Source organism: Streptomyces sp. CO7 (assembly GCF_053474865.1).
This window is the reverse complement of sequence record NZ_JBRIOU010000001.1, coordinates 335,319-336,018: the sequence shown is the minus strand read 5'-3', so window position 1 is coordinate 336,018 and position 700 is coordinate 335,319. Positions and strand designations below refer to the sequence as shown.

1 protein-coding gene is annotated in these 700 nt (G+C 73.7%); it reads right to left on the bottom strand.

Going from position 1 to position 700, the window contains the following annotated elements:
• Nucleotide 1 precedes the first annotated feature (1 nt).
• Nucleotides 2-502: a hypothetical protein gene (locus ACOV8S_RS01555; RefSeq protein WP_448315534.1), complete on the bottom strand. Its 501-nt coding sequence runs from the start codon at nt 500-502 to the stop codon at nt 2-4.
• Nucleotides 503-700: the final 198 nt, after the last annotated feature.

Here is a 700-nt window from a genome sequence, read left to right as displayed (position 1 = left end):
GCTACGGGAGGCGGGGGAAGCGGGCCTGGAGGGTCCACAGGGCCGGGTTCTCACCGAGGTCCTCGTGCATGTCGACCAGGTCGGCGATCACGTCGTGCAGGAAGTCCCGCGCCTCGCGCCGCAGCTCGGCGTGGGAGAACCGCAGGGGCGGCTCGTCGGTGGTCATCCAGTCGGCGTCGATCTCGACCCAGCCGAAGCGCCGCTCGAAGTAGAGCCGGTCGGTGGACTCGGTGAAGTCCAGTTCCGCGCGCTGCGGGCGGGAGGCGCGGGAGCCGGCCGGGTCGTGGTCGATCTCCTCGGTGATGTCGCACAGCGCCCAGGCGAAGTCGAGCACCGGAACCCATCCCCAGGCTGTGGAGATCTCCTCGTCCTTCTCGGTGTCGGCGAGGTAGACGTCACCGCAGAAGAGGTCGTGGCGCAGGGCGCGGACGTCCGCGCGCCGGTAGTCCGTCTGCGGCGGGTCCGGGAAGCGGTTGGAGAGGGCGTAGCCGATGTCGAGCACACGCCGATGGTGTCATGCCGCGGCGGTACGGCCGGGCGCGTGCGACCAGGGCCGGGGGCGGCCGCTGGACCGAGCCCCAGGGGCAGGGCGCCAGGCCCGGGTGCAGGATGAGGGCGCGAGGGGCAGGGGCCAGGCCCGGGTCCAGGGGCAGGGCGCGAGGGCCGGCGGCCGGCCTGGGCGCAGGGCTGGGTGCAGGAC